We start from the raw sequence: 19,737 nt of genomic DNA on the forward strand, positions 1-19,737 counted from the left end.
GTGAATATCGGACCTCACGAGCTCCGCAATAACGTCTTTGTCGCGCCCATGGCTGGCGTGACGGACCGCCCGTTCCGCCAATTGTGCAAGGAACTGGGCGCGGGCTACGCCGTGTCCGAGATGGCCGCTTCCAACCCGCGCCTGTGGGCCAGCGAGAAGTCCTCGCGCCGTACCGACCACACCGGCGAGATGGAGCCGAAAGCCGTGCAGATTGCCGGCGCGGTGCCGGAAGAACTGGCCGACTGCGCCAAGTTCAACGTCGACCGCGGCGCCCAGATCATCGACATCAATATGGGCTGCCCGGTGAAAAAGGTGTGCAACAACTGGTGCGGTTCCGCCCTGTTGCAGCACGAAGACCTGGTCCAGCGCATCCTGGAAGCGGTGGTGCCGGCGGTGAACGTGCCGGTTACCCTGAAATTCCGCACCGGCTGGAACCGCGAGAACAAGAACGCCCTGCGCATCGCCCGCATCGCCGAGCAAGCCGGCATCCAGATGCTGACGCTGCACGGCCGCACCCGCGCCGACGGCTACACCGGCGACGCCGAGTACGACACCATTGCCGCCGTCAAGGCTGCAGTCAGCATCCCGGTGGTCGCCAACGGCGACATCACCACCCCTGAAAAAGCGCGTTATGTGCTCGACAAGACCGGCGCCGACGCCGTGATGATCGGCCGCGCGGCCCAGGGGCGCCCATGGATCTTCCGCGAAATCGACCATTTCCTGCGTACCGGCGAACACCTGCCGGCGCCGCTGGTGGCCGAAGTGCGCAAGCTGATGGACGAACACCTGCAGGCCCATTACGCCTTCTACGGCGAATTCCTGGGCGTGCGCACCGCGCGCAAGCATATTGGCTGGTACGTGCGCGACCTCCCGGGCGGGGAGGAGTTCCGTCAGGAGATGAACCGCCTCGAGTCGACCGCAGAACAACTGCGTGCAGTCGACAGTTTCTTCGAATCCCAATGGAAGTACGGCGAGCGGTTACAATACCGCCTCGCCGAAGAACCGCTGGCTGCGTGAACCGCGCCTGCATTGGCAAATATTTAGCAAGATCGATAAGAAAATGAGCAAAGAAAGCATTCAGGAAGTAGTCCAGAAAAGCCTGGAAGACTACTTCAATGACCTGGGCGAGCAGCAGGCATCGAACGTGTACGACATGGTAGTGATGACCGTTGAGCGTCCGATCCTCGAAGTGGTGATGGGCCGCGCCGACGGCAACCAGTCGCACGCAGCCCAGATGCTGGGTATTAACCGCAATACTTTGCGCAAGAAATTACAGGAACACGGCCTGCTGTAAGGCTGATTCCGCGTCCCGGTCCCTTTTGGCCGCGACGGGCCGTGGGGCCGGATGGTTTGTACCGATTTCCGTAACCTTCCCCCCCACAGCTATGATCAAACAAGCTCTCATCTCCGTATCCGACAAGACCGGCGTGCTGGATTTCGCCAAGGCCCTGTCGGCCATGGGCGTCAACATCCTGTCCACCGGCGGTACCGCGAAACTGCTGGCCGATAACGGCGTGCCGGTCACCGAAGTGGCCGACTACACCGGTTTCCCGGAAATGCTGGATGGCCGCGTGAAGACGCTGCACCCGAAAGTCCACGGCGGCATCCTCGCCCGCCGTGACTTCCCTGAGCACGTCGCCAAGCTGGAAGAGCACAGCATCCCGACCATCGACATGGTGGTGGTGAACCTGTACCCGTTCCAGGCGACCGTGGCCAAGGCCGAGTGCTCGCTGGAAGACGCGATCGAGAACATCGACATCGGCGGCCCGGCCATGCTGCGCTCCGCCGCCAAGAACCACAAGGACGTGGTGGTGATCTGCGATCCGGCGGACTATGGCGTGGTGCTGGCGGAGATGAAGGGTACCGACAACGCACCGGGCTACGTGTCGTACGAAACCCGCTTCAACCTGGCCAGGAAAGTCTACGCGCACACCGCGCAGTACGACGGCGCCATCACCAACTACTTCTCCAGCCTGGGCCCGGACCGCAAGCACGAAACCCGTTCCGCCTACCCGGCAACCCTGAACGTGGCCTTCGAAAAAGTGCAGGACATGCGTTACGGCGAAAACCCGCACCAGTCGGCAGCCTTCTACCGCGACCTGGCTCCGGTGGCCGGCGCGCTGGCCAACTACCGCCAGCTGCAGGGCAAGGAACTGTCCTTCAACAATATCGCCGACGCTGACGCAGCGTGGGAGTGCGTGAAATCCATGGGCTCCACCGCCTGCGTGATCATCAAGCACGCCAACCCGTGCGGCGTGGCCCTGGGCGCGAATGCGCTGGACGCCTACCAGCGCGCGCTGAAGACCGACCCGACCTCCGCTTTCGGCGGCATCATCGCCTTCAACGTGGAAGTGGACGGCGCAGCGGCAACCGAACTGGCCAAGCTGTTCGTGGAAGTGCTGATCGCTCCTTCCTTCACCGCGGAAGCGCGCCAGATCATGTCGGCCAAGCAGAACGTGCGCCTGCTGGAAATCCCGCTGGGCGAAGGCGTGAACGCCATGGACTTCAAGCGCGTGGGCGGCGGCCTGCTGGTGCAGTCGGCTGACTCCAAGAACGTGCTGCCTTCCGAGGTGCGTGTCGTGAGCAAGCTGCAGCCTACCCAGCAGCAGCTGGCGGACCTGATGTTCGCATGGCGCGTGGCCAAGTACGTGAAGTCGAACGCCATCGTCTTCTGCGGCAATAACATGACCCTGGGCGTGGGCGCGGGCCAGATGTCCCGTATCGATTCCGCGCGCATCGCATCGATCAAGGCGCAGAATGCCGGCCTGTCGCTGCAGGGTTCCGCCGTGGCTTCCGATGCATTCTTCCCGTTCCGCGACGGCCTGGATGTGGTGGTTGATGCGGGCGCGACCTGCGTGATCCATCCAGGCGGCTCGATGCGCGACCAGGAAGTGATCGACGCCGCCGACGAGCGCGGCGTGGTGATGCTGTACACCGGCACTCGCCACTTCCGTCACTGATCTGCGGTAAAACCGGTAGGGCGGGGTCAGACCCGCAGGGTCTGAGCCCATCTGCTCGGCGGCCGCTGTGTAATTAGGTGCCGGACCCTGCGGGTCTGGCACCGGTTTACCGGTTTCTGCCGTAAAATCCGGGAATGATAATTCTCGGCATCGACCCCGGCTTGCGCACCACTGGCTTTGGCGTCATCCAAAAAGTGGGCAACAAGCTGCGCTACATCGCCTCCGGCACCATCAAGAGCGGCGAGGGCGACCTGCCGCAGCGGCTAAAGGTCATCCTCGACGGCGTCGCCGAAATCGCGGCCACCTACAAGCCCGATTGCGCCGCGATCGAAAAAGTCTTCGTCAACGTCAACCCGCAATCCACCTTGCTGCTCGGCCAAGCCCGCGGCGCCGCGATTTGCGCCTTGGTGACGCACGAACTCAAAGTCGCCGAATACTCGCCGACCCAGCTGAAGCAAGCCGTCGTCGGCACCGGCCGCGCCACCAAGGCGCAAGTGCAGGACATGGTCGCGCGCCTGCTGGCGCTGCCCGGCCTGCCCGGCACCGACGCCGCCGACGCCCTCGGCATCGCCATCTGCCACGCCAACAGCCAGGCCACGCTGGCCGTCGTCACCAACGCCCATCCCGCCCTGTCTGGACTGCGCATGAAGCGCGGCCGCCTGGTGGGCTAACCGCATTCAAAGGAACACCATGATCGGACGTCTCACCGGCATCCTGCTCGAAAAGAATCCCCCGCAACTGCTAGTAGACGTGCAAGGCGTCGGCTATGAAGTCGACGTGCCGATGTCTACCTTCTACAACCTGCCCGGCGTGGGCGAGAAAGTCAGCCTGTTCACCCACCTGACGATCCGCGAAGACGCGCACCTGCTGTTCGGCTTCGGCAATGCCGAAGAACGCGCAGTATTCCGGCAGTTGATCAAGATCAGCGGCATCGGCGCACGCACTGCGCTGTCGATCCTGTCCGGCCTGTCGATCGCCGACCTGGCGCAGGCCGTCACGCTGCAAGAAGCCGGCCGCCTGGTGAAGATACCCGGCATCGGCAAGAAAACCGCCGAACGCCTGTTGCTGGAACTGAAGGGCAAGCTGGGCGCCGACATCGGCGCTGCCGGCGCGCACCCGGTCCACGATTCGCAAGCGGACATCCTGAATGCGCTGCTGGCGCTGGGCTACTCCGACAAGGAAGCGTTGCAGGCGCTGAAGACCGTACCTGCCGGCTCCTCGGTTTCCGACGGCATCAAGCAAGCGCTGAAAGCTTTGTCGAAAGGCTGAGAGCTGTCGAGGAATGAGGTCTCATGAAAATTGAGAGAATCCACGAGCGTCTGGCAAGCGCACTCGATCGCGAAGAGAACACGTTCATTTCCAGCGAGGTATTCGACATTAGCCTCGTCGATGGCGATATCCGGCTTAGCACCCGGACCGTAGAACCGTTCACCAAACGCTACGACGCGGATGATGAATGTGATGATGACGTTGAAGCCTACGGAGCATTTGTCGATGGTGGGCTGGCCGGCAAGATCGAGTTGGCAACAAGCTGGAATGACCTTGGGTCGATCGAGCACATCGTCGTCTCCCGCACGTTTCGCCAACGCGGTATTGCGACTGCGCTGATTCAGTTCGCCAAATCGTGGCCCCAGGACAGGCTGCTCAAGGGCCTGCGACTGGAAACCCAGACCAACAACGTGCCCGCCTGCAGACTCTATTTGCGGAATGGCTTCGAGGTGGGCGGCTTTGACCGATTCGTTTATCGCACCCAAGAGCAAGTCGCCAACGAGACCGCACTCTATTTGTACTGGTTTCCCGAGCAGCGGCCGCCGGAGTTGCAAAAAAGATAGTATGCTTCGGGTTTTCGAAATCAACTGAACGCCGCATGAAATCGACTGTCCGCAAGTCCTTCCTCGCCTTGCTGTTGTGCGCACCAATGCTCGCAAGTGCAGGCTCCAAGACATTTTCGGTTGCCTTTTTCGATTACTCGAACGGGATCGGCAAGACATCGTTCAAGGCATTGCGCGCGAGCGGGTACGAACACCAATGCTGGCAAGAGAGCTTTGTAGAAATCGAAGGCATTGACACCGCTTACATAGAGAAACCACCGGCGAACCTTCAAAGGGACTTGCTGTTGCGCGCGGTACGCGGCGACGCAGCTGCTGCCGAACAATTCGCCTGCAGCTAAACAACGCAAGGCTCAGCGGCGCCTATGCGTTTGTTCCTGATCCATCAGGAAGCTTTGCCGCCATCTACGGCCTGGGCTATCAATCGATCGCTGTTACGTCGTCGGCCTCTGTTCGTCTTCCGGAAGATGGCAAGCCGATCGCGAACACCACGTTTTCCAAACGCCTGTGTGAAGCCAGCAAGGCGATGGACTGAACCCAGTTGTTTGATCGAAGCGGGGCGTGATAATCGGATGCTTTTAACTTTTCGTTGGGAGTGAAATGCTGCGTCTTTCTTTTTTCGTTTTTTTGACCCTTATCGCATCTGGCGTGCATGCCGAAGAAGATCCGTTTGCTGACCTGAAAAAGGGACAGCCTAAAGCTGTCGGAGCACTCGCCGAACGAATCGCCATGTGCACTCATTTCGCCGGCGAAGAACCTTACGACGCTGAGCGCCGGAAAGAGATTGCTGAGGCCATGAATACGTACCGCTGTGGAAAGATCGAGAGGGACGAGGCGGTCCTGCGCAAGCGCTATAAGGACAATCCTGGAGTTTTGGGGGCGCTTCAAAGAGCCCATGAATGGTAAGAGCTACAGCACAATTGGTCAGTATCGAAGAAGACGAGGGAGGTGCTGCCTTGATCTCTTACGATGGTGTTGAGGTTTCGGCGATGGATTGCCTCGGATATGGGAACTCGGCTCAGTCCTATCCAACGGTCGGCCAGATTTTTGAGCCTCGCTTCACTTGTCTGTTTGACGATGATGACCCGGTTGATTGGAACTCGCTGTTTGGTGGGAATCCCTTCGAAGAGCAGCGACTGGACTCAACAGGTACCTGGTCCTACCGCGCCTACGGAAAATTAGTCGCGGCTGATGGCACAGATCAAAATCTTCTGGCCGATTGCGGTGGACCGTTGGTTCCACTTCCTATCGATGTCTATGGAGACGAAGAAATTGGTTCATACGTAGCTTTCAACATCATGCGGCTGTCCGTATGGTTAGCTTAATTGAGTATTTCTATGGATGCGCTGACGCCTGTATCAATGGAAGAAATACAAAATCTTATTGGCGCTGGTGTTCCTGAAATCATGAAGTGTAGTGGTCGCGATCTGATCGGACAGTGACCCGGTTTGGACATCGGCGCTGTCAGATCAAATTCCGTCGTTCAGTGCGATGATTTTATCGCGCCACGCCTCCTTTCCGTCAATTAGAGTTTGCATCGGCGTCCGGCCACAGCACATCTTCCCTTGATGCGTGCGCTCGTTGTTGTAGTAGCGAAGCCATTCGTCGACGTCCGCCTGCAGTTCATCGATGCTCCGATAGATCCTGCGTCGAAACGCCACCTGGTAAAACTCCTGCAGGATGGTCTTGTGGAAGCGCTCACAGATACCGTTGGTCTGAGGGTGTCGGACTTTGGTCTTGGTGTGTTCGATTTCGTTCAGCGCCAGATACAGCTGGTAATCGTGCTTCTCCGGCTTCCCGCAGTATTCGGTACCTCGGTCGGTGAGGATCCGGATAACGCCCATCCCTTGTTCCTCCATAAACGGCAAGACCCTGTCGTTAAGAAGATCTGCCGCAGTAATCGGGGTCTTCGTGCTGTACAACTTGGCGGCAGCCCACTTGGAGTAAGTGTCCACGAAGGTCTGCTGATAAATCCGTCCGACGCCTTTGATCGTGCCGACGTAAAACGTGTCCTGACTTCCGAGATAGCCAGGATGTGCAGTCTCAATCTCGCCAAAGGCAACGTCATCTTCTTGCTTGCGCTCGAGTGCTACCACCTGCGCCTCTGTCAGTACATCCCCGGTTTCCGCAACGTGCCGCTCAAGCGCAGAAAGGCGCTTCCTAAAGGACTCCAGGTCATGCCGCAGCCAAATTGACCTGACGCCCGATGCCGAGACGAAGATGCCGCGCTTGCGTAGCTCATTGGACGTCCGAACTTGACCGAATGCCGGCTGTTCCAACGAAAAGCCTACTACGGCCGTCTCGATGGCTTCATCGACGCGATTCTTGACGTTGGGCTTCTTGCGATTGGCGTCGATGAGCGCGTCCACGCCGCCAGTCTCCATGGCAGACTGATAGCGATAGAAAGTGTCACGGGAAAAGCCCATCACCTTGCAGGCGCGGGACACGTTGCCAAGTTCGGCGGCCAGATTCAGCAGGCCGACCTTGTGTTTAATGACGTTCTGAGGAACACTACGCATGGGGTTACTCCTTTGCGCTAACGCGCAGGTTTAATAAAGATTCGCACCTCTATCAAACCGGGTAACCCCACCCTTGGCAAGGCCTTACTGTACGATCAGATCTGAACTACTACACATGAAGCTTCCGGATTGATGCTATGCCTCCGTTTTCGAAATCAGCGTCCAACAGTGCGCTCAACCTCGCGCCCTTTGGTCGATGGGCGCTGCGCGATAAAACCGCGCAGCGCCGACTAGCTTGAGGCGTTGGCGCAATCGTTAATGGCTCATTTCCTGCAATTCCTGCTTAGGATCTTTCTCACCATCATAGTCATGCTGGTCCTACCCCTATCTCATGATCTGTGGGGAGAGCCTTACCCTGGTGATGGACAGAAGGGCTTCGGAGTCTTGATGATGCTAGCCATTTTGGGGATGGCGGTCGCGATCGTCTATTTTCTAGTTGGCTCCCTGGGACAATTCTTATTTAGGCGTCGTTCGTTTCGAATCGCTGTGAAATTGGACCTTATCCTTTTTGCTCTAATCGCACTGATCCTGGCGATAGCGGGTGTAACGGCCAAATATGATGACGCGAGCGACGTCAATCCATCTAGCCGCGAGGTTTTTTCTTTTTTCGACACCCAAAGGAGCCTGCGAAGTTCGCTAACAACATGCTCAACCTCGCTCGCTTCGTTCTTCTCCGAGGCACGTGGCCGGTCGGCCCGTGGGGCTGGCGGCGATTTGGCCGCTGGCGGCGCAGCCTTCTTTGGCAAGCGCAAGCCGCTGCGGTATGCTGCTGTTCGCGTGGACGCTGGCGCGGGCACGCAAACGGTGGGTCTTCGTGGCAAGTTCACGCGGGTTGCCCAACATCTTAATCAACCGGACGCGCTGACGCGCGCCGCTTAACGCAACATTGGGCCGCTTAAAACCGTGACTGCCGTCTTTATTCAGATTGAACGATTCGTCGACGACCACCAGCCGGGCTTCGTTGAATGTCGCTTGGTGGATGCATTCGGACAATCGCATCTATTCGTCGAAAAGGTTCCTATTGTTACGGTCTCAGATCTGCGGTCCGATAGCTCGTATCCGCAGGCGGGAGAAATTGCGTGCGAAATTATGTCGGAATCAGTTGACGCCGCGGGTCGAAAACTGGTGGAGGTGAACACGGATCAGCCTTGGTCAGTTGAATCCACAGAAGGCGTCTCGAGTTTCGTCGTCCTCACTTCACAGGTGGTAAAGCAATGACGCAATTGCCCAACCTTGCGGTCAACTGGACTGCCTACACGCTGCGCGTTCCAGCAGCCAGTTACCTTGAACGTTAGAATTTTCAGCATGCTACGTGTGCCAATCTCCCGAGTTCTCGTTTGGTGGACTCTTTTGACCACTGCTGGGTGGTTGACTTGCTTCGCTTTGAGCTTTCGACTTCCGACTGATGAAATTGACGCTTCGACTAGTCTTGGTTTCCGGCTGCTTGCCCCGTTGTGCTCGGTAGGTTTCGTTTCGCTTTTTCTGTTGTTCTTGTTCCTTTTCTTTGGTTCCTTACTCAAGAAGAACGAGCGATCCAAAGGGGCTTAAAAGCTTTATATGCTGACATTGATGACGCAATTGTCTAACCCTCAGTTCCAGCGGTCGCCTAACGGCGCCGCTGAACAATCACGTTGGGCCTAAGAACAAATGAACCTTCCCGATCAGCTCGAGAAACTGCATCAAGCGGCCAACGATGCCGCAGCCAAATTCGACTCTTCACCAGATGCGGTCTTCGATCCTTGTGGTCTTATTTTGGAAATTCCTCCGGTCGAAGGGCACTACTGGTGTACGCCCTCAAATGTGGTCACCTTCGCAAGGACCGGTGGTGACGGCGTTCACTACAGCTATCTCAAAGACTTCGATTCGTCGAACGGTACGCTGCCAATCGTGATGACCCTGCCATGCGCAGACGAAAACAATGTGGTCATAGCGGAATCCTTCGAAGAATTTTTTGATTTGGGCTACTACGTTGGTTGGTTCTCGCTGGAGCAATTGGTGTATCAAGAGGAACGAGCTATCGCTTACTTCGAAAAACCCGATGAGGAACAGTGGGACTACGCCGAAAGCCGACTAGCATTCATGCGGGAGGCTATGCGAATTCGCCCTGTCCCGCCAAGAATGGAACGACTCGCGAAGCTTAATGAACGGTACTTTGGTCTGCTTAAGATCCCGGAGCTGCCAGAATGAACCCAACCTAACATGCCAGCGGACGCCTGACGGCGCCGCTGAATTATGCACTTTAAACCTACACTCATGCCCTTTAATCCTCCACCTATCTTTTGCAGTGAATCTTGTGAAAAGGCAGAACTGGTTCGCTCCTTTGGTGAGTGCCCTGACTGCAAGCAGACCTGGAATGGTAATCCCGCAGACGGTACGGAGCACTACCGTAACAATGCCTGGAGCATCTGCAACTGGTGTTCAAATGATCAGCATCGTTGCGCGCATTGTGGCAAGGTTGTACCAAACGTCTAACCTTCTGCTCCAGCGGACGCGCTACAGCGGGCGACGCCCGCTACCGCACAACTGATCAATCACGTTGGACCCAGGTATGAAAATCCGAGGCTCGGTTAAGAAGAACAATTGGGGTCAATCGCGGTAGGCCTTCTATCGTCAGGAAGCCAACAATATCGCGTACTCACTTAAGGGGAAGCTTGCAGTGCGTGGCGCCGATGTGTTTTTGGAGCGAGGCGGAAGTGAAGTGCACTTGGTTACCGAACGACAGACAATTGCACTCTGGTTCGATGTATGGATTGCGCTCAAAGAAAAATTCCCGGGCTTTTAGTCCAATATATCGATCAACTGCATCGCCACGATATGCTTCCCAATGAGACGATACGCTGATAGCTACATTAACCAACTGATGGCTCGATCTGACTACGAGGCCATGATCGATCTGCAGGGGATCTTGATGAGTGGCGCTGGCATGGCCACGAACATGCCCAGCTACGGGCTGCCTTCCATCGTATTTGTTTTCGTTGAGACGATCCATTGGTATGCCCAGTCGGTTCGATCCGGTGCCAGGACATACTTCGAGTCAACCCCGAATGATCGTCAAGCCGAGATGTATCAAGCACTTGAATCGTTCGCGCCGAGCGGATTTGCGGAGCGGTATAGGTACGGATCTGAAAACTGGAATGATCCCGAAAAGATGAAAGAGCTTGATCGTTGGATTGATGAATCGGACGTGGCTTGTGTTTCGTGGCTTGCCGGGCTTCAGCGTAGGAATCGCTCGGTGTTTTGGCCGCGTTATGCTTAACAGTACATTCCAGCAGACGCCTGATGACGCGGCTGGATTCACACGTTATGCCCAATGCGCAAACCGTCAGAACGAGCGACCCTGGTAATTGTGGCGGGAAAGCGTGGTGGAATTTGGTGAGCTTTTCTGGTTCTTGCTAAGTTAAGATATGCCGACTTTTTCAGGAGCCTATTGATGTCCTTACGCCCAATCGTTGCCGCAGCGCTGCTGCTGCAGGTCTGCTTCGCACACGCTAACAATACCTCCCTGGAGGGCCTGCTGGATGCCCAATTGGCGCCCATGTTCAAGTCCGGCGCCCCCGGCGCCGCTGTCATTGTGATGCGAGATGGCGAGACGGTCTTTCGCAAAGCATATGGTTTGGCCGACCTCGACAAAAAGGTTCCGCTGCAAGCGGACATGCAGTTGCGACTGGGCTCGATCACCAAGCAGTTCACGGCAGTGGCAATCCTGATGTTGGCGGAGCAAGGAAAACTTTCGCTGCAGGACGACATTACGCGGTTCGTGCCGGACTATCCGACCAAGGGCAAGTCCATCACCATACACCAGCTGCTGCAGCACAAGTCCGGCATCCACAATTACACGGACATGCGTTCGTTCTGGTCGGTGGCGCGCAAGGACATGAGCGTCGCGCAAATGATCGACTTCTTCAAGGATGAACCGCTGGACTACGCACCTGGCGAACGCTGGGCCTACAGCAACTCTGGCTACTTCCTGCTTGGCGCAGTTATCGAGAGAGCTTCCGGCATGCGCTACGCCGATTTTATTGCCCGGAATATCTTTGAGCCATTAGGTATGGTGGATACGGCCTACGAAGGCGCGGAGCGCAGCGCGAAGCGCCGCATTACAGGCTATCGCGGCGGCTTTTTCTCAGCCTATAGTCCGGCCGATCAAATCAGCATGTCGCTGCCCTATGCGGCTGGTGCGTTGGTTTCCACCGTTGACGATCTGGCGCGTTGGGATGCTGCCATCAGCGCTGGCAAGCTGCTGACGGCGGAAAGCTGGAAGCTGGCTTTCACGCCATGCACTCTGCCCGGTGCGGCGGCATGCAATTATGGTTTCGGTTGGACCATTGGCAAACTGCGCGGGCACCAGGAAATAGCGCACGGCGGCGACATCCCTGGTTTCAATGGCTACGTCATTCGACTGCCGGACGATAAAGTCTTTGTGGCTGTTTTGAGCAATGGCGAACGCAATTTGCTCAATTCGGAAGTGGTGGCGAAGCATGCTGCTGCCATTGCCATTGGCGATCCATTCCCTGAGCGGAAAGTCATCGCTCTGGCGCCGGAGGCGCTGGACGCTTTCGTCGGCACGTATAAGCTGCCCGACAACAGCACGCGTACGGTGCGCCGCAAAGGGGCAATTCTGACATGGCAGCGCGAAGGCCGCCCGGCGACGGACCTGAAGCCGTATGCATCGACCAGCTTCTTCATGGAGGGAACGATGAATAGCGTTGAGTTCCGGCGCGACGCCGGCGGCAAAGTTACCAGCCTGTTGATGCAGCAGACCATTGGCGACCAGGTTGCCGAGCGCATTGCGGATTAAGCGAATCGCGAATACGTTTTACCCAGATGCGGGAACCTCTATCGATCAATGAGGTACTTGACCGGCTTGACGAACTTGCTGGCTCCGACATCTGCGTTCGAGGGCTGCTGACCTTCGAGTTCGAAGATATTTCGATCACACATTCACCGCGCGCCGAGAGGCGTGGAGGCGACGGACTTCAATTTTGAAGTGCTCCCGTAAATGCATGACAAGCTATTCAGCCGGGACGCGCTGATGCGCTTCGGTGTATCCTTGTGGACGTCCTAACCCACTCACTCTGCTGACTGTGCTTCCATCAATCGTGTGGCGATACGCGGCTTGCCGCGCGCAATCCACGATATCCGCTGGAGGCGGGCCGTCTCAAGTCAAGCCACTGTGGCTGGGCGTCAAGAGGAACCGGCGACATGTCACGCAACCTGTCCAAACAGCGAGGTCAACAATGAGCGAGCAGAAGACTGATCCTTCATGGTGGCAAACACTGCCGGGGGTACTCACGGGAATAGCTGCAGTCATCACCGCTGTGGGCGGTGCGATTGCTGTACTTCATCAGAACGGGCTCTTCGGCAAAGGAACCTCCAGTGCTGCGTCATCGGCTGATCATCGTGAGCAGAGCCCTTCCGCAAAGATCGGCCCCAGCGCGCCAGAAGCTCCCAAAGCGAACTCGCAGCCCGCTGAATTGGGGGAGGCCCGTGCCGGGCACTACGCTTTCAAACTGCTGGATACCAAGGTGGAACCGTACGCAATGGACAAGGACGGCACCCCCAAAAAACTCGCCCTTCGACTGTCCATTCGAGTAACCGATGTTATGGGTATGAGTGACTATGTCGATAGAAGGACAATCCAGCTTTCGGTTGATGGCGCGCAGTTAGTACCGGAGAACTCGATCAATTTTGCGGTGTATGATCGTCAGTCTGTCGATACAGAGGCCCTCTTCATCATGCCGACCAATGCCTCGGCTATCGCGTTGTTGCTCGGTCGGCCAGAAGACACGGTTACGCGACTTCCTTTGCATCTGAACCTGAACACGAATCGTTGAATGCTGGCCTCCCGCTTTACGTTGAATGAAAATCTTTGGAGGAGCAACGGTGCCATTGCGTAGGGCCTCAGTATGTCGAGGAAAACACCGACAGGCTTGGAATGGACTACCGAAGCTTCGATGTGCCGAACCCGGTTCCAGGAACCTTCGGAGGCACGTGGGACGTCTGCCAGCGCAAATGTGAGGGGGATAAAACGTGCCATGCATGGACCTATGCCAAGCCGGGCATTCAGGGGCGGTCTTGGTCCCCCCCAGATACGTTAGAGAGGAGCCGATGCGAGATCCGGCAAGAATTGACACGGTCCCATGCGAAGGCTTCAAACGTTATCGTGAAATGCTCATTGAGCAGAAATGAGATAATGCGCAGTCCTGAAACCATAATCATCCGGACGAGGAAGTTCCCGGCTTGCGCGTTAAGCGTTCCGGCCGACGATCATCCTGCACGTTAGCGAGCTGAGAATTGAACACTGTAGATATTTTTGTCTTTGGATCAAATGAGCAGGGTATCCATGGAAAAGGGGCCGCGCTCTACGCTGTAAAGGCGTGGGGGGCGATTAAGGGTATTGGCTTCGGCCTGCAGGGCAGGTCTTACGCGATCCCTACGAAAAGCACTCCACGTCACACGCTCCCACTCGAGAAAGTCAGTTCTTACGTGAAGGAGTTCATCGCACATGCGGAGGCGCATCCCCACAATCGATTTCTTTTATCAAAGATTGGTTGCGGGCTTGCTGGATTCAACGAGGCACAGATTTCCCCGCTGTTTAGAGAGTCTCCGGCAAATGTTTTCCTGATTAACGAAGCAGGAGAACCAGTGTTTCCAGCTAGTGAATGGGTGGAGCGGCTATGAGCAGTTTTCGCTAACCAGCTCCAATCATGACAACGCTCGGTGCATTCGCTGTCATCTTCGACTCCGCGAATCGAATTCTGCTCTGCCATCGAACAGACCGTGATTTGTGGAACCTTCCGGGCGGGCGCGTGTTTCCTGGCGAAGCGCCGTGGGAGGCTGTGGTTCGCGAGGTACGCGAGGAAGTGGGGTTGGAAGTACGTGTGGAAAAGCAAGGACAGCGCCAACGGCGCTCTTTGCCAGAGGGGGAAATGTCATGCTCGATCGAGTCAACGACGCAATCCGGACGCACTACGCCCGTTCCGATCTTGGGAACGCCATCCTTGCAGCGCTGGAAAAGGCCGGCAACGACCTGGATCACCTCACGCCCGAAGAGCTGGCGCCGGTGGACGAATTTCATATCCGCGGCAGGACAGCGACGCTTGAACTTGCGAGGGCGGCCTCGTTGGATGCGTCGAAGCGGGTGTTGGATGTCGGCAGCGGTATCGGCGGCACCTCTCGATGCCTGGCTAAGGAATTTGGCTGCCGCGTCACTGGCATCGACCTGACCGAGGAATACTGCAATGCTGCGGCGCTGCTCTGCGCCAAGGTCGGTCTTGCGGATCTTGTCGACTTCCGCCAGGGTGACGCAACCAGGCTGCCGTTCGATGACGCGTCGTTCGACGTCGTGTGGACCGAACACGTGGCGATGAATATTCCGGACAAAGCCCTGCTGTACCGGGAAATGCACCGGGTTCTCAAGCCGGGTGGCACCCTCGCGATCTACGACATTCTCGCCGGCCCGTCCGGTCCTGTTCTCTTTCCGGTTCCGTGGGCGCGCACACCCGATACCAGCTTCCTGGTGCAACCTGGTGAACTGCGCCGGCTGTTGGAGGCAGCGGGCTTCAAGGTGACCCATTGGTCGGACACGACCGATGCGGCGCGCACCTGGTTCGTGGCGCTTGCCGAGAAAATACGTCATGAAGGGCTGCCGGCAGTTGGTTTCCACATCCTCCTCGGACCTGATTTTCCGGCCATGGCCCAGAATCAGCGACGAAATCTCGAGGAAGGGCGGATTGTTCTCGCTCAAATCATCGCAAGCAAATGAAAACCATGGAGGCATCGTGACCGTCAAGCGCATGGACAATGTTGGCATTGTGGTGGAGGACCTGGACGCCGCCATTGCATTTTTCGCCGAGCTTGGCCTCGAACTTGACGGGCGTGCGCCAGTGCAGGGCGATTGGGCCGATGGCGTCACAGGTCTGCACGGCATGCGTGTCGAGATTGCGATGTTGCGTACGCCGGATGGCCATAGCCGGCTCGAGTTGTCCCGCTTCCTGGCGCCGGCGGTGGTCGCCGATCACCGTGCCGCGCCGGTGAATGCCCTTGGCTACCTGCGCGTGATGTTTGCTGTGGATGACATTGACGATACGCTGGAGCGGCTTGGCAGGCTGGGGGCGACGGTCGTTGGAGAAGTGGTCCAATACGAAAACGTGTACCGGCTCTGTTACATTCGCGGACCGGAAGGAATCCTCATTGGACTGGCCCAGGAGCTTGGGCAGGGGTGAGGCCGGGGCGGGCGGACTGCGTGCTAGAATTTGCCAAAAAATTAACCAGCGCCCACATGTCCCGCCGAAGCAAGTTCCTGCCCTTATTGATCCTTCCCTGCCTCGTGCTGATTTCTGCCTGCGGCCAGAAGGCTGGTGGCGTATCCGATGAAGATATCAGGGTTTCCAACCTCGAACCACTGCCAAGCATTGCAAGGTCCATGGTCGGGAAGGAGCGCCAGATCAAGCCGAGCGAGCCGGATTACGTTCCCGAGCCGATAGCGCAGTCGCTCAAGGCTCAAGTTGCGAAATGGCCGAAGGGGGAGAAGAATGCTGAAGCTCTTGGCTATTGTTCCGGCGCGCTGGTTTCCGAGCGCCTTGGCGCGAAGTCGGCCTGCGCAGGTGCTGATTTGATCTCCCCGGAGAGTTCGTGCATCGAAAAGCATGGCTATGGCAGGAAATCCATAGGCCAGACGCTTACCGCCGACCGCCAGGACCTCAATGGCGACGGCATCAAGGATTACATCATCTCCGACCGTTACTACTGCCAAAGCCTGTCCGCAAACGCGGCCAATGTGCACTTCGTGATGCTGTCGAATTCAAAGAAGGACTTCACGCTGGCTTATGCGGACTGGGCGTCGCTAGGCCTTGTCGTGGTGGATGACAAGGTCAAGGGCAGGCTGGTCTTGCTCGAGCAGGCCGTCAGGTCATACGGAACTTTCTCGACCATTTATGAGTTGATTGATTCGAAGTATGTTGCGAAAGCCTGCGTCCTGCGCGACGATGATGGCTACAGTGCCTGCGAAATTGTTGCGCCTCAAAGCAGGTTTAATTGAATTCGCCATGACTTGTCCAGCGCGATCAATTGGCTTGTTGCGCGCGCGGTGCTCTATACTCGCCACGATTTTATAATTCGCGCCGCGTATGGAACACCTGAAATGACCAACATCACTGCTACCCAAGTCCCTCCACGAATCCGTCGAAGGCAAAGCCTGGCGCTGGTGCTGCTGGTGGCGAGCGGGGTCATCAATTACCTGGACCGCGCCACCCTGGCGGTGGCCAACGAGTATATCCGCGCGGACCTCGGCCTGTCGCTGGGCGAAATGGGTTTGCTGCTGTCGGCATTCTCGTGGAGCTACGCCTTGTGCCAGCTTCCGGTCGGCGCACTGGTCGACAAGATCGGTCCGCGCTGGCTGCTTGGGCTCGGGCTGGTGCTGTGGTCGGTGGCCCAGGCAGCCGGCGGGCTGGCCTCGACTTTTGGCTACTTCGTGCTTGCGCGCATTGCGCTCGGGGTCGGGGAGGCGCCGCAATTTCCTTCTGCTGCACGCGTGGTAAGCAATTGGTTCCCGCTGCGCTCGCGTGGGACGCCGACGGGTATCTACAATTCCGCCTCGCCGTTGGGCGTTGCCCTGGCGCCGCTGTTGCTGCCGCCACTGATCGCGGCGACCAGCTGGCATTGGGCGTTTTACGCCACCGGCGCGCTTGGCCTGCTGGCTGCAATCGTCTGGGTGAGCGTCTATCGCGACCCTGTGCGCGAGGAATTGAGCGCGGAGGAGCGCGCCTACCTGGAGGATGGTGAAGCCAGCGAAGCCGCACCCAAAACCAGCTTTGCCGGCTGGCTGGCGCTGTTCCGCCATCGCGTGACGTGGGGCATGATGTTCGGCTTTTTCGGCTCGGTATACCTGAACTGGGTGTACTTGACCTGGCTGCCCGGCTACCTGCGCACCGAGCGCCATATGGACCTGGCGCATGCGGGCTTCGCATCGGCAATACCTTTCCTGTGCGGTTTTGCCGGCGCGCTGATCGCTGGTTGGTCTTCCGACCGCATCGTGCGTTTTGCGAGCACCCCGATTTCGGGGCGCCGCAATGCGGTGGTGCTGGCGACGCTGGGCATGGTGATATTCACGATTCCTGCAGCGCTGGTGGAGAGCAATGTCCTGGCGGTGGCGTGCATTTCCATTGTGATCTTCCTTGCCAACGCCTCTTCGGCCTGCGCCTGGTCGCTCGCCACGGTGGCGGCGCCTCGCAGCCGCATCGCTTCGCTCGGCGCGATCCAGAATTTCGGCGGCTTCCTCGGCGGTGCGCTGGCGCCGGTGCTTACCGGGTATATCGCGCAGCAATGGTCCTTTGTACCGGCGCTGCTGGCCGGTGCCGCAATTGCCTTCCTTGGCGCCATGTCGTACCTGTTCCTGGTCGTGCGCCCCATTCCGGAAAACGACGGAGACAGTATTCATGCGTAAGGCTGCTTTCGCTCTGGGTGGGGCGCTGATTGGAATGGTCGCGGTGTCGTGCTGGATTGGCGGCGTCATCGGCTGGCAGCAAAGCGGGCAATGGCCGGCGTGGCTGGCGGTGCCGCTCGGCGTGGGCATGGGACCGGTCTATCTCGCGGCCGACCTGATGACCCTCGCAGATGGCAGGGCGCAGGACATGATCGCTCTGCCGCAATCGCTCCTTGGCGGCCTGGCCGGTGCAATCCTGGGCTTGGCGGCGGCCCGCATTCGCCGCTGAGAGGGCGGCGAGCAATTTTTTGAGAGAATTCGATGCGCTGCGGGCGCGTACAATCTTGCACCCATTCCCGCAAACGCGGCAGCGCTGCACTCAAAATGAAGACTCAATTTTTTACCGCGACAAGCCTTGATGGCTTTATCGCTACCGAAGACGATTCGCTGGACTGGCTGTTCCCGCTTGGCGATATCAATGACAGCAGCTATCCCGAGTTCATCGCCCGGGTTGGCGCCATCGCGATGGGCTCGTCCACCTACGAGTGGATGGTGCGCAATGCCGCAACGGTGGCGGCGGAAACGGGATCGCCTTGGCCCTATACGCAGCCGACCTGGATCTTTTCGTCGCGCACCTTGCCGTCGATTCCCGGCGCCGACCTGCGCTTCGTGAAGGGCGACGTCCGTCCGGTGCACGCCGTCATGCGCGAGGCAGCGGGCGACAAGAATATCTGGATCGTGGGCGGCGGCGACCTGGCGGGGCAATTCCATGACGCCGCACTGCTGGACGAATTGATCGTCCAGGTGGGTTCGGTCACGCTGGGGCACGGCAAGCCGCTGTTCCCGCGGCGCCTGACCAACCCGCCGCTGTTGCTGCAGTCGGCGCGGCAGATCGGCACCGGCATGGCCGAACTGCGCTACCTGGTCCCGGGACGCTGATCGCATGATTATCCGGCCTTATCAAGCTGCAGACTGGCAAGGCATCTGCGCGGTGCACGATGCCGCGCGCAAGTTCGAACTCGATTCCAGCGGCCTGGCAGATGCCTTCCTGACGCTGGAGCAAACCGGCGAGGCAGAGGGGCTGTTCGAGGCGACGCTGCTGGTGGCGGAAATCGCCGGTGAAGTTGCAGGCTTTGCCGGCTTCACGGAAGATGAAGTCACCTGGCTGTACGTCGATCCTGCCCGCTACCGGCAGGGAATCGGCCGTGCGCTGCTCGACGCAGTACTGCGCGAGTCGGGCAGGGCCTTGTCGCTGGATGTACTGGTTGGTAACACGGCCGCCCTGGCCTTGTATCAAAGCGCTGGCTTCAAGATCGTTGACACGATCAGCGGCAAGCTGGCGGGCAACGAGCAGTTCGCCGCGACTGCACATGTACTTCATAACTCAAACTCACTACTGGGGAAATCAATTGCTGGACAGGACTAACTACTTCGTCAAGGAGCACGTCGGCGTGCTCAAGCTTTCGGACGCTTACGACATCATCGACCCCGATACCCAGCAGAACCTGGGCGTGGCACAGGAAAAACTGAGCTTCCTGGTCCATGCGCTGCGCCTGGTGATCGACAAGCGCATCCTGCCGACCAAGGTGGAAATTTCCGAGCAGGCCAACGGCCCTGCGCTGCTCACCATCAAGCGCGGCGTAACCTTCCTGCGTTCCCGCATCGAGATCCTGGACCGTTCGGGCCAGGCGATCGGGTACTTCAAGTCCAAGCTGTTCAGCCTGGGCGGCGGCTTCTTCGTCTACGACATGCGCGACCAGCTGATCGCCGAAGTGAAGGGCGACTGGAAGGGCTGGAACTTCAAGTTCCTCGACGCCAAGGGCAACGAGAAAGGCACCGTCAGCAAGAAGTGGGCTGGCATCGGCAAGGAATTGTTCACCAGCGCCGACAACTACATGATCTCGATCGCGGAGGACTTCAAGGCCAATTCCGGCCTGCTGCTGGCCGCCGGCCTGGCGATCGACATCGTCTACAAGGAGCGTTAAGCGCTAGCCCGGCCGCTGGAT

The 19,737-nt window shown here is 58.3% G+C and carries 25 protein-coding genes and 1 pseudogene; 25 read left to right on the top strand and 1 reads right to left on the bottom strand.

All coding sequences use genetic code 11. The features are described from left to right. The 9 genes from dusB (at window position 1) to ACN9MY_RS06865 (ending at window position 6,114) form a co-directional block, all read left to right on the top strand. On the top strand, window positions 1–1,017 hold the full coding sequence (gene dusB / locus ACN9MY_RS06825; RefSeq protein WP_426337042.1) for a tRNA dihydrouridine synthase DusB: 1,017 nt from the start codon (window positions 1–3) through the stop codon (window positions 1,015–1,017). Between the two features lie 43 nt (window positions 1,018–1,060). Next, window positions 1,061–1,294 (top strand): helix-turn-helix domain-containing protein, encoded by a 234-nt coding sequence (locus ACN9MY_RS06830; RefSeq protein ID WP_028102293.1) that lies wholly within the window; start codon window positions 1,061–1,063, stop codon window positions 1,292–1,294. A gap of 91 nt (window positions 1,295–1,385) precedes the next feature. Then, window positions 1,386–2,960 carry a bifunctional phosphoribosylaminoimidazolecarboxamide formyltransferase/IMP cyclohydrolase gene (purH, locus tag ACN9MY_RS06835; RefSeq protein ID WP_426337043.1) on the top strand — a complete coding sequence of 525 codons (1,575 nt, stop codon included), beginning with the start codon at window positions 1,386–1,388 and terminating at the stop codon, window positions 2,958–2,960. A 134-nt stretch (window positions 2,961–3,094) separates the two neighbouring features. Further along, a complete protein-coding gene (gene ruvC, locus ACN9MY_RS06840) occupies window positions 3,095–3,631 on the top strand; it encodes a crossover junction endodeoxyribonuclease RuvC (RefSeq protein ID WP_426168851.1) in 537 nt (178 codons plus the stop codon). A gap of 19 nt (window positions 3,632–3,650) precedes the next feature. Further along, window positions 3,651–4,229, top strand: a complete 579-nt coding sequence (gene ruvA, locus ACN9MY_RS06845) for a Holliday junction branch migration protein RuvA (RefSeq protein WP_426168854.1) — start codon at window positions 3,651–3,653, stop codon at window positions 4,227–4,229. Window positions 4,230–4,252: 23 nt separating this feature from the next. Further along, window positions 4,253–4,792, top strand: coding sequence for a GNAT family N-acetyltransferase (locus ACN9MY_RS06850; protein ID WP_426337044.1), 540 nt, complete (start codon window positions 4,253–4,255; stop codon window positions 4,790–4,792). A gap of 35 nt (window positions 4,793–4,827) precedes the next feature. Next, window positions 4,828–5,130: a hypothetical protein gene (locus ACN9MY_RS06855; protein WP_426337045.1), complete on the top strand. Its 303-nt coding sequence runs from the start codon at window positions 4,828–4,830 to the stop codon at window positions 5,128–5,130. Between the two features lie 259 nt (window positions 5,131–5,389). After that, entirely contained in the window at window positions 5,390–5,695 is a 306-nt protein-coding gene (locus tag ACN9MY_RS06860; RefSeq protein ID WP_426337046.1) for a hypothetical protein, read from the top strand. Further along, window positions 5,689–6,114, top strand: coding sequence for a hypothetical protein (locus ACN9MY_RS06865; protein ID WP_426337047.1), 426 nt, complete (start codon window positions 5,689–5,691; stop codon window positions 6,112–6,114). The genes ACN9MY_RS06860 and ACN9MY_RS06865 overlap by 7 nt, the downstream gene beginning before the upstream one ends. Before the next feature lie 144 nt (window positions 6,115–6,258). Here the strand turns inward: ACN9MY_RS06865 and ACN9MY_RS06870 are convergent, their stop codons facing one another. After that, window positions 6,259–7,308 (bottom strand): IS481 family transposase, encoded by a 1,050-nt coding sequence (locus tag ACN9MY_RS06870; protein ID WP_426317908.1) that lies wholly within the window; start codon window positions 7,306–7,308, stop codon window positions 6,259–6,261. A 258-nt stretch (window positions 7,309–7,566) separates the two neighbouring features. Between ACN9MY_RS06870 and ACN9MY_RS06875 the strand changes: the two genes are divergently transcribed. The 16 genes and pseudogenes from ACN9MY_RS06875 (at window position 7,567) to ACN9MY_RS06950 (ending at window position 19,716) form a co-directional block, all read left to right on the top strand. Beyond that, the gene (locus tag ACN9MY_RS06875) at window positions 7,567–8,187 is read left to right on the top strand and encodes a hypothetical protein (RefSeq protein ID WP_426337048.1); all 621 of its coding nucleotides are present in this window, start codon (window positions 7,567–7,569) and stop codon (window positions 8,185–8,187) included. A gap of 768 nt (window positions 8,188–8,955) precedes the next feature. Continuing rightward, window positions 8,956–9,495 (top strand): hypothetical protein, encoded by a 540-nt coding sequence (locus tag ACN9MY_RS06880; RefSeq protein WP_426337049.1) that lies wholly within the window; start codon window positions 8,956–8,958, stop codon window positions 9,493–9,495. Between the two features lie 697 nt (window positions 9,496–10,192). After that, window positions 10,193–10,564, top strand: coding sequence for a hypothetical protein (locus ACN9MY_RS06885; RefSeq protein ID WP_426337050.1), 372 nt, complete (start codon window positions 10,193–10,195; stop codon window positions 10,562–10,564). 174 nt (window positions 10,565–10,738) lie between these two features. Further along, on the top strand, window positions 10,739–12,106 hold the full coding sequence (locus ACN9MY_RS06890; protein WP_426337051.1) for a serine hydrolase: 1,368 nt from the start codon (window positions 10,739–10,741) through the stop codon (window positions 12,104–12,106). 439 nt (window positions 12,107–12,545) lie between these two features. Beyond that, complete coding sequence (locus tag ACN9MY_RS06895) at window positions 12,546–13,142, top strand: hypothetical protein (RefSeq protein ID WP_426337052.1); 597 nt, start codon at window positions 12,546–12,548, stop codon at window positions 13,140–13,142. A gap of 35 nt (window positions 13,143–13,177) precedes the next feature. Then, on the top strand, window positions 13,178–13,591 hold the full coding sequence (locus tag ACN9MY_RS06900) for a PAN domain-containing protein (RefSeq protein ID WP_426337053.1): 414 nt from the start codon (window positions 13,178–13,180) through the stop codon (window positions 13,589–13,591). A gap of 11 nt (window positions 13,592–13,602) precedes the next feature. Next, window positions 13,603–13,989: an A1S_2505 family phage non-structural protein gene (locus ACN9MY_RS06905; protein ID WP_426337054.1), complete on the top strand. Its 387-nt coding sequence runs from the start codon at window positions 13,603–13,605 to the stop codon at window positions 13,987–13,989. Window positions 13,990–14,015: 26 nt separating this feature from the next. Continuing rightward, a pseudogene (locus tag ACN9MY_RS06910) lies at window positions 14,016–14,177 on the top strand (NUDIX hydrolase); the annotation flags it as partial. Window positions 14,178–14,242: 65 nt separating this feature from the next. Further along, window positions 14,243–15,073, top strand: coding sequence for a class I SAM-dependent methyltransferase (locus ACN9MY_RS06915; protein ID WP_426321309.1), 831 nt, complete (start codon window positions 14,243–14,245; stop codon window positions 15,071–15,073). A gap of 16 nt (window positions 15,074–15,089) precedes the next feature. Then, the gene (locus ACN9MY_RS06920; protein ID WP_426337626.1) at window positions 15,090–15,533 is read left to right on the top strand and encodes a VOC family protein; all 444 of its coding nucleotides are present in this window, start codon (window positions 15,090–15,092) and stop codon (window positions 15,531–15,533) included. 20 nt (window positions 15,534–15,553) lie between these two features. Continuing rightward, window positions 15,554–16,348, top strand: a complete 795-nt coding sequence (locus ACN9MY_RS06925; protein ID WP_426337055.1) for a hypothetical protein — start codon at window positions 15,554–15,556, stop codon at window positions 16,346–16,348. A 102-nt stretch (window positions 16,349–16,450) separates the two neighbouring features. After that, entirely contained in the window at window positions 16,451–17,752 is a 1,302-nt protein-coding gene (locus tag ACN9MY_RS06930) for an MFS transporter (RefSeq protein WP_426321313.1), read from the top strand. Continuing rightward, window positions 17,745–18,020: a hypothetical protein gene (locus ACN9MY_RS06935; protein WP_426168880.1), complete on the top strand. Its 276-nt coding sequence runs from the start codon at window positions 17,745–17,747 to the stop codon at window positions 18,018–18,020. The genes ACN9MY_RS06930 and ACN9MY_RS06935 overlap by 8 nt, the downstream gene beginning before the upstream one ends. A gap of 95 nt (window positions 18,021–18,115) precedes the next feature. Then, entirely contained in the window at window positions 18,116–18,670 is a 555-nt protein-coding gene (locus ACN9MY_RS06940; protein ID WP_426321315.1) for a dihydrofolate reductase family protein, read from the top strand. Window positions 18,671–18,674: 4 nt separating this feature from the next. Further along, window positions 18,675–19,157 carry a GNAT family N-acetyltransferase gene (locus ACN9MY_RS06945; protein WP_426168886.1) on the top strand — a complete coding sequence of 161 codons (483 nt, stop codon included), beginning with the start codon at window positions 18,675–18,677 and terminating at the stop codon, window positions 19,155–19,157. Next, window positions 19,141–19,716: a phospholipid scramblase-related protein gene (locus ACN9MY_RS06950; protein ID WP_426168888.1), complete on the top strand. Its 576-nt coding sequence runs from the start codon at window positions 19,141–19,143 to the stop codon at window positions 19,714–19,716. Before ACN9MY_RS06945 ends, ACN9MY_RS06950 begins: the two co-directional genes overlap by 17 nt. The last annotated feature ends 21 nt before the right edge of the window (window positions 19,717–19,737 follow it).

Source organism: Pseudoduganella sp. R-31, from assembly GCF_049913235.1.
Taxonomy (GTDB): Bacteria; Pseudomonadota; Gammaproteobacteria; order Burkholderiales; family Burkholderiaceae_D; genus Rugamonas.

What these genes read in the sequence shown, in the direction of transcription:
- ACN9MY_RS06870 (WP_426317908.1), bottom strand. Translation starts at nt 7,308, where the DNA reads ATGCGTAGTGTTCCTCAGAACGTCATTAAACACAAGGTCGGCCTGCTG.
- ACN9MY_RS06945 (WP_426168886.1), top strand. Translation starts at nt 18,675, where the DNA reads ATGATTATCCGGCCTTATCAAGCTGCAGACTGGCAAGGCATCTGCGCG.
- purH (WP_426337043.1), top strand. Translation starts at nt 1,386, where the DNA reads ATGATCAAACAAGCTCTCATCTCCGTATCCGACAAGACCGGCGTGCTG.
- ACN9MY_RS06940 (WP_426321315.1), top strand. Translation starts at nt 18,116, where the DNA reads ATGAAGACTCAATTTTTTACCGCGACAAGCCTTGATGGCTTTATCGCT.
- ACN9MY_RS06850 (WP_426337044.1), top strand. Translation starts at nt 4,253, where the DNA reads ATGAAAATTGAGAGAATCCACGAGCGTCTGGCAAGCGCACTCGATCGC.
- ACN9MY_RS06930 (WP_426321313.1), top strand. Translation starts at nt 16,451, where the DNA reads ATGACCAACATCACTGCTACCCAAGTCCCTCCACGAATCCGTCGAAGG.
- ACN9MY_RS06880 (WP_426337049.1), top strand. Translation starts at nt 8,956, where the DNA reads ATGAACCTTCCCGATCAGCTCGAGAAACTGCATCAAGCGGCCAACGAT.
- ACN9MY_RS06875 (WP_426337048.1), top strand. Translation starts at nt 7,567, where the DNA reads ATGGCTCATTTCCTGCAATTCCTGCTTAGGATCTTTCTCACCATCATA.
- ACN9MY_RS06830 (WP_028102293.1), top strand. Translation starts at nt 1,061, where the DNA reads ATGAGCAAAGAAAGCATTCAGGAAGTAGTCCAGAAAAGCCTGGAAGAC.
- ACN9MY_RS06915 (WP_426321309.1), top strand. Translation starts at nt 14,243, where the DNA reads ATGCTCGATCGAGTCAACGACGCAATCCGGACGCACTACGCCCGTTCC.
- ACN9MY_RS06885 (WP_426337050.1), top strand. Translation starts at nt 10,193, where the DNA reads ATGATCGATCTGCAGGGGATCTTGATGAGTGGCGCTGGCATGGCCACG.
- ACN9MY_RS06860 (WP_426337046.1), top strand. Translation starts at nt 5,390, where the DNA reads ATGCTGCGTCTTTCTTTTTTCGTTTTTTTGACCCTTATCGCATCTGGC.
- ACN9MY_RS06865 (WP_426337047.1), top strand. Translation starts at nt 5,689, where the DNA reads ATGGTAAGAGCTACAGCACAATTGGTCAGTATCGAAGAAGACGAGGGA.
- ruvA (WP_426168854.1), top strand. Translation starts at nt 3,651, where the DNA reads ATGATCGGACGTCTCACCGGCATCCTGCTCGAAAAGAATCCCCCGCAA.
- ruvC (WP_426168851.1), top strand. Translation starts at nt 3,095, where the DNA reads ATGATAATTCTCGGCATCGACCCCGGCTTGCGCACCACTGGCTTTGGC.
- ACN9MY_RS06855 (WP_426337045.1), top strand. Translation starts at nt 4,828, where the DNA reads ATGAAATCGACTGTCCGCAAGTCCTTCCTCGCCTTGCTGTTGTGCGCA.
- ACN9MY_RS06895 (WP_426337052.1), top strand. Translation starts at nt 12,546, where the DNA reads ATGAGCGAGCAGAAGACTGATCCTTCATGGTGGCAAACACTGCCGGGG.
- ACN9MY_RS06935 (WP_426168880.1), top strand. Translation starts at nt 17,745, where the DNA reads ATGCGTAAGGCTGCTTTCGCTCTGGGTGGGGCGCTGATTGGAATGGTC.
- ACN9MY_RS06890 (WP_426337051.1), top strand. Translation starts at nt 10,739, where the DNA reads ATGTCCTTACGCCCAATCGTTGCCGCAGCGCTGCTGCTGCAGGTCTGC.